Raw genomic sequence first — 5,551 nt, 5'->3', positions numbered from 1 at the left:
TTAAGTTCATTATATACAAAGGAAAAATCAATAAGTTCATTAATTTTTCGAAGCATGTTATCTTTGGGCACGATTATATCATATAGTGCCATATAAGGGCTTAAACTCATTGCTTGTTGATTTGGAATCATCGTTAACACCCACTTCTTATTTGTTAATAAAATAATTCGACAAAAAAGCACCCTTTCCTTCATAAAATAGAAGGAAAGGGTGCTTTTGAGTTTGAAAGGGACTTTTTCAGTGCCCTCCTACGATAGACTGTCTTTTTTAACAATTAAAGGTTAATTACCATTACTTTATCTCTCATCATTGACTCAATACTTCTACCAACACCTTGTACACCAAGACCTGAGTTTTTCACTCCAATGAATGGGAAATGGTCAGGTCCACGTTCTGGTTTACCATTTAACTGTACAGTTCCTACATTTAGCTTTGATACTAAAGCAAAAGCGTCTTGAACATTTTTTGTAAAGATACTTGCTTGTAAACCATACTCCGACTTTCTCTCTAACTCAATCGCTTCAAAGACACTAGATACTCGAATAATTGGTAACACTGGACCAAATTGTTCTTCCCACGCTACCACCATGTCAGTAGTTACATGGTCAATTAAAGTCGGTGCAATTAGGTTGTCTGTTCTTGAACCGCCAGTTACAATTGTCGCCCCTTTGCTTTTAGCATCAATTATTAAGCCTTCAACGAAATCTGCTGCCTTTTCGTTAATTAGTGGAACAACCGTTGCTTCTTCACTCGCTTTACCTACTTTAAGCTTTTGAATTTTTGCTTCAAGTTTACTTACTAACTCATCAGCAATTTTATCTATTACGAAAACTTTTTTAATTGCAGTACAACGTTGACCAGAATAAGAGAATGCACCACCAATGATTTGGTCTGCAGCATGTTCTAAGTCTGCATCTTCTAATACGATTGCTGGATCCTTCCCTCCCAATTCTAATACTAGAGGGATCATCTTCGCTTTTTGTGCTATATCTTGACCCGTTTTCGTTCCACCAGTAAATGAAATCATACTAATGTCAGGGTGAGTAACAACAAAATCACCGATATCAGCACCTCTACCTGTCACAACATTTACGACACTTTCTGGAAGTCCTGCGTCAACTAATGCTTCAATCATTAAGATACCACTAATCGCACCTTGAGTTGCTGGCTTAAATACAACCGTATTACCAGCAATAATCGCAGGAGCAACTTTGGCAGCAGCAAGGTTAACTGGATAGTTAAATGGTGAAATAGCTAACACAACTCCTAGTGGTTCCTTTTGAATTAGCGCAAGCTTGTTTTTTGATCCACCTGGAAATGAATCTCCCTTCATTAATTCACCATGTATACGAACTCCCTCTTCAGCTGTATAACGAATAATTTCAGCTGTTCGTACAACTTCCCCAACTGCTGAGGATGGAGATTTTCCAACCTCTAAAGCAATCATTGCTCCAATTTCATTTTTTCTTTCCTCTAGCTTGTCCGCCCAACGATATAACAAGTTACTTCTCTCGTGAACAGGTGTGTCTGCCCATTTCACTTGAGCTTCCTTTGCTAAACGAACGGCTTTATCCACTTCTTCTTGACTCATTGCTGGAACTGAACCAACTAGTTCATTTGTTTCAGGAGCATAAATGTTCACCCATTTATCTGTTGTACTCTTGCTCCACTCATTATTTATTAAAAATTGATATTTTAAATCTTCAGTAGCTTTCATTAGTAATACACTCCATTCATATATTGTTAATTGTTTTAATGATAATGCTAAAAAATGTTAATCACTTCCCCTAGAGTGATAAAACATATTAAAACATATTAAAACATTTGAAAGCATTTTCAGGCAACTACTTTGCTCATCTTTTTTGAAAATTCTAAAAGTTGGAATAAAGTCTATTTTTTATATAGCTGAAAAATAATATAAAACCGTTTATTATCATGATGAAAATTATTAAAAGGGGAAAATGATGATCCATAAACCTTAATGATAGATCATCATACGGGGATAAGAACTTACTAACATGTGGATTACGAAGCTTACTTTTATTTTAACTGTGTCTAGTTTTACACAAAACTGAATAAGTATGTGCATAATTAGAGTTTCATACTACGATTAACTTTGTTCAACGGATTTTACTGGCTAAAGAGTGTTCATACATATAATTTTTTGTTGATAAAAAATTATATGATCTAGGATTTGTTCCTATTTATACACAAACTGATTAAACCTTGTGGATATCTCGATACTTGTCTCATTAAAGTTACGTTTATCTGAATTTTTTTTAGGTGATAAGACCCCTACCTCTAAGTCGTAGGTTGGATTTTCCGATGTTTCAGCTTACTGAAACAAGTTCACTTGCTTTACTTCTTGTGTGACAAGTAACAGAGGAACATAGCACCTATGAATTCATTCGAGATTTATTACACGTAGTAATTGATGTCAGTAGTTTTAATGAAGTGACCGAGCTCGTAGGCGTTGAAGCTAGACAGTTTCCAAGTTAGAAATTTATAAATTCTAATACTATAAAAAAGCTTCCTTAATATTTAAGGAAGCTTTTAAGTGCGGGTGAAGGGACTCGAACCCCCACGTCAAAGACACTAGATCCTAAGTCTAGCGCGTCTGCCAATTCCGCCACACCCGCGTATGGAAAGTTATTTTGCTAAGTAAAAAAAATGGTGAGCCATGAAGGATTCGAACCTTCGACCCTCTGATTAAAAGTCAGATGCTCTACCGACTGAGCTAATGGCTCTTAAGAAATAATAAAAATTTTGTTAAAGCAATACTTATACTAGGAGTGCCGACCAAAGGACTTAAACCCCCAACCTACTGATTACAAGTCAGTTTCTCTACCGATTGAGCTAGGCGTCATATATAGGGAAGTTATTTTTTCTCCACTTTGTTACGCAAAAAAATCTGGTGGAGGATGACGGGATCGAACCGCCGACCCCCTGCTTGTAAGGCAGGTGCTCTCCCAGCTGAGCTAATCCTCCATATATGCTTCTTCTTGTTTTAGTAGAAAATTTCTACTAACAAGTTGCCCTAAAACTATTGGTGACCCGTACGGGATTCGAACCCGTGTTACCGCCGTGAAAGGGCGGTGTCTTAACCGCTTGACCAACGGGCCAGTATAAAAACCGCGACTGGCGGAGAAGGAGGGATTTGAACCCTCGCGCCGCTTACACGACCTACACCCTTAGCAGGGGCGCCTCTTCAGCCACTTGAGTACTTCTCCTTAATATGGCTCCACAGGTAGGACTCGAACCTACGACCGATCGGTTAACAGCCGATTGCTCTACCACTGAGCTACTGTGGAATAAATCTGTATGGTGGGCCTAAGTGGACTCGAACCACCGACCTCACGCTTATCAGGCGTGCGCTCTAACCAGCTGAGCTATAGGCCCATACTTTTGGAGCGGGTGATGAGAATCGAACTCACAACATCAGCTTGGAAGGCTGAGGTTTTACCACTAAACTACACCCGCATATAAATTGTTTTTTTACTAATTACCTGCTACGCCTTCTGGCCTTATCATGTCTCTTCCTCTGCCTGTTAATTCATATATGGCCATGCGTCGAGACAACTCGTAGCTTTTTCACAGACGATACGCTCGTGGCTGAGGTTTTACCACTAAACTACACCCGCATTAATAAAGAATTACATGGTCGGGAAGACAGGATTTGAACCTGCGACCCCCTGGTCCCAAACCAGGTGCTCTACCAAGCTGAGCCACTTCCCGATATTTCTATGGCGCGCCCTGAGAGATTCGAACTCCCGACCTTTTGATTCGTAGTCAAACACTCTATCCAGCTGAGCTAAGGGCGCATGTTGTTTATTCGATGATGTTATTCCAAGAAGATTACGGACGATGTATTGCTCCGTAGATATCCTGTCTCTTCCTCTACAAGTACCGCCTTGTAGCAGGCTGCGTCGAGACAACTCGCAGTTGTTTCACAGATGTTACGCTCGTAGCTGAGCTAAGGGCGCATGTTGTTTTTTTTATTAAAACTTTTCATAATGGTACCGAGGGCCGGACTTGAACCGGCACGATAGTCACCTACCGCAGGATTTTAAGTCCTGTGTGTCTGCCAATTCCACCACCCCGGCATACCTATAAAGACTTTTTTGAGCACTTGGAGGCGGCACCCGGATTCGAACCGGGGATAAAGGTTTTGCAGACCCGTGCCTTACCACTTGGCTATGCCGCCAAGAATATAATATGCTCAATATTAAGTTAATTAATCACTGGAGCGGAAGACGAGATTCGAACTCGCGACCCCCACCTTGGCAAGGTGGTGTTCTACCACTGAACTACTCCCGCGAACTAAATGGCTGGGCTATCTGGATTCGAACCAGAGAATGACGGAGTCAAAGTCCGTTGCCTTACCACTTGGCTATAGCCCATTAATATAATAATATGGGGCGATCGATGGGAATCGAACCCACGAATGCCGGAGCCACAATCCGGTGCGTTAACCACTTCGCCACGACCGCCATATTCTTTTGTTTGGCAGGGGCAGTAGGAATCGAACCCACACTGGAGGTTTTGGAGACCTCTGTTCTACCGTTAAACTATGCCCCTAAAGGCACTATATCTTATCTAATATGTTAAATGGTGGAGGGGGACGGATTCGAACCGCCGAACCCTAAGGAGCGGATTTACAGTCCGCCGCGTTTAGCCACTTCGCTACCCCTCCAAAATATATAATTGGTTTGGTTATTAATGGCGGACCCGACCGGGATCGAACCGGCGATCTCCTGCGTGACAGGCAGGCATGTTAACCGCTACACCACGGGTCCTTATTTAATATGGCGGAGGAAGAGGGATTCGAACCCCCGCGCGGTTTAACCCGCCTGTCGGTTTTCAAGACCGATCCCTTCAGCCGGACTTGGGTATTCCTCCGTATCATATCAAAACAATTAAATTGGTAGCGGCAGAGGGGATCGAACCCCCGACCTCACGGGTATGAACCGTACGCTCTAGCCAGCTGAGCTACGCCGCCAAAAAATAAATAGGTAAGTTATTTTTGCTCTACTTCATTTCACAAAAAAAACTTTGGTGGAGCCTAGCGGGATCGAACCGCTGACCTCCTGCGTGCAAGGCAGGCGCTCTCCCAGCTGAGCTAAGGCCCCATAAGTACAATCTAGCAACGTCCTACTCTCACAAGGGGAAGCCCCTAACTACCATCGGCGCAAAAGAGCTTAACGATCGTGTTCGGCATGGGAACGAGTGTGACCTCTTCGCTATCGTCACTAGATTATATTAAATTCAGAGATCATTCTCTGAAAACTAGATAACATACATGTAAGTTTCTTGAGTGTGAATTCAATTCTTATTTTAGGATAAGTCCTCGACCGATTAGTATCTCTCAGCTCCACACGTCACCGTGCTTCCACCCGAGACCTATCAACCTCATCATCTCTAAGGGGTCTTACTGGATTAACTCCAAGGGAAATCTCATCTTGAGGGGGGCTTCATGCTTAGATGCTTTCAGCACTTATCCCTTCCATACGTAGCTACCCAGCTATGCTCCTGGCGGAACAACTGGTACACC

General features: G+C 42.1%; 2 protein-coding genes, 22 tRNA genes and 2 rRNA genes. All 26 read right to left on the bottom strand.

Translation table 11 applies throughout. The features are described 5' to 3' along the window. Positions 1-182, bottom strand: a 182-nt coding sequence (locus tag BKP37_RS19565; protein WP_139193064.1) for a hypothetical protein, incomplete at its 3' end; no start/stop codon positions are given. 92 nt (positions 183-274) lie between these two features. Then, positions 275-1,717 (bottom strand): NADP-dependent glyceraldehyde-3-phosphate dehydrogenase, encoded by a 1,443-nt coding sequence (locus BKP37_RS06100; RefSeq protein WP_071308774.1) that lies wholly within the window; start codon positions 1,715-1,717, stop codon positions 275-277. 841 nt (positions 1,718-2,558) lie between these two features. Next, positions 2,559-2,639, bottom strand: a tRNA-Leu gene (locus tag BKP37_RS06095). A 32-nt stretch (positions 2,640-2,671) separates the two neighbouring features. Beyond that, positions 2,672-2,747 (bottom strand) — tRNA-Lys (locus BKP37_RS06090). Between the two features lie 46 nt (positions 2,748-2,793). Next, a tRNA-Thr gene (locus BKP37_RS06085) sits at positions 2,794-2,862 on the bottom strand. A 50-nt stretch (positions 2,863-2,912) separates the two neighbouring features. Continuing rightward, a tRNA-Val gene (locus BKP37_RS06080) sits at positions 2,913-2,988 on the bottom strand. A 59-nt stretch (positions 2,989-3,047) separates the two neighbouring features. Next, positions 3,048-3,122: transfer RNA gene (locus BKP37_RS06075), tRNA-Glu, on the bottom strand. Between the two features lie 17 nt (positions 3,123-3,139). Next, positions 3,140-3,230 (bottom strand) — tRNA-Ser (locus tag BKP37_RS06070). 6 nt (positions 3,231-3,236) lie between these two features. Next, positions 3,237-3,311: transfer RNA gene (locus tag BKP37_RS06065), tRNA-Asn, on the bottom strand. 11 nt (positions 3,312-3,322) lie between these two features. Then, a tRNA-Ile gene (locus BKP37_RS06060) sits at positions 3,323-3,399 on the bottom strand. A gap of 7 nt (positions 3,400-3,406) precedes the next feature. Beyond that, positions 3,407-3,480: transfer RNA gene (locus tag BKP37_RS06055), tRNA-Gly, on the bottom strand. A 178-nt stretch (positions 3,481-3,658) separates the two neighbouring features. Then, positions 3,659-3,735 (bottom strand) — tRNA-Pro (locus BKP37_RS06050). A gap of 9 nt (positions 3,736-3,744) precedes the next feature. After that, a tRNA-Arg gene (locus BKP37_RS06045) sits at positions 3,745-3,821 on the bottom strand. 193 nt (positions 3,822-4,014) lie between these two features. Beyond that, positions 4,015-4,103, bottom strand: a tRNA-Leu gene (locus BKP37_RS06040). A 27-nt stretch (positions 4,104-4,130) separates the two neighbouring features. After that, positions 4,131-4,204 (bottom strand) — tRNA-Cys (locus BKP37_RS06035). 38 nt (positions 4,205-4,242) lie between these two features. Next, positions 4,243-4,317 (bottom strand) — tRNA-Gly (locus BKP37_RS06030). An 8-nt stretch (positions 4,318-4,325) separates the two neighbouring features. Further along, positions 4,326-4,400, bottom strand: a tRNA-Gln gene (locus BKP37_RS06025). A gap of 14 nt (positions 4,401-4,414) precedes the next feature. Then, positions 4,415-4,490 (bottom strand) — tRNA-His (locus BKP37_RS06020). Positions 4,491-4,504: 14 nt separating this feature from the next. Beyond that, positions 4,505-4,578 (bottom strand) — tRNA-Trp (locus BKP37_RS06015). 31 nt (positions 4,579-4,609) lie between these two features. Next, positions 4,610-4,693: transfer RNA gene (locus BKP37_RS06010), tRNA-Tyr, on the bottom strand. Positions 4,694-4,720: 27 nt separating this feature from the next. After that, a tRNA-Asp gene (locus BKP37_RS06005) sits at positions 4,721-4,796 on the bottom strand. Positions 4,797-4,806: 10 nt separating this feature from the next. Continuing rightward, positions 4,807-4,899, bottom strand: a tRNA-Ser gene (locus BKP37_RS06000). Positions 4,900-4,922: 23 nt separating this feature from the next. Then, a tRNA-Met gene (locus BKP37_RS05995) sits at positions 4,923-4,999 on the bottom strand. Positions 5,000-5,053: 54 nt separating this feature from the next. Continuing rightward, positions 5,054-5,129 (bottom strand) — tRNA-Ala (locus tag BKP37_RS05990). 9 nt (positions 5,130-5,138) lie between these two features. Then, positions 5,139-5,254: ribosomal RNA gene (rrf, locus tag BKP37_RS05985) — 5S ribosomal RNA — on the bottom strand. 81 nt (positions 5,255-5,335) lie between these two features. Beyond that, positions 5,336-5,551, bottom strand: a 23S ribosomal RNA gene (locus BKP37_RS05980); the annotation flags it as partial.

Source organism: Anaerobacillus alkalilacustris, assembly GCF_001866005.1.
GTDB classification, from domain to species: Bacteria; Bacillota; Bacilli; order Bacillales; family Anaerobacillaceae; genus Anaerobacillus; species Anaerobacillus alkalilacustris.
The sequence above is the reverse complement of the archived record's forward strand: the minus strand, read 5'-3'. Positions and strand labels throughout refer to the sequence as shown.

What these genes read in the sequence shown, in the direction of transcription:
- BKP37_RS06100 (WP_071308774.1), bottom strand. Translation starts at nt 1,717, where the DNA reads ATGAAAGCTACTGAAGATTTAAAATATCAATTTTTAATAAATAATGAG.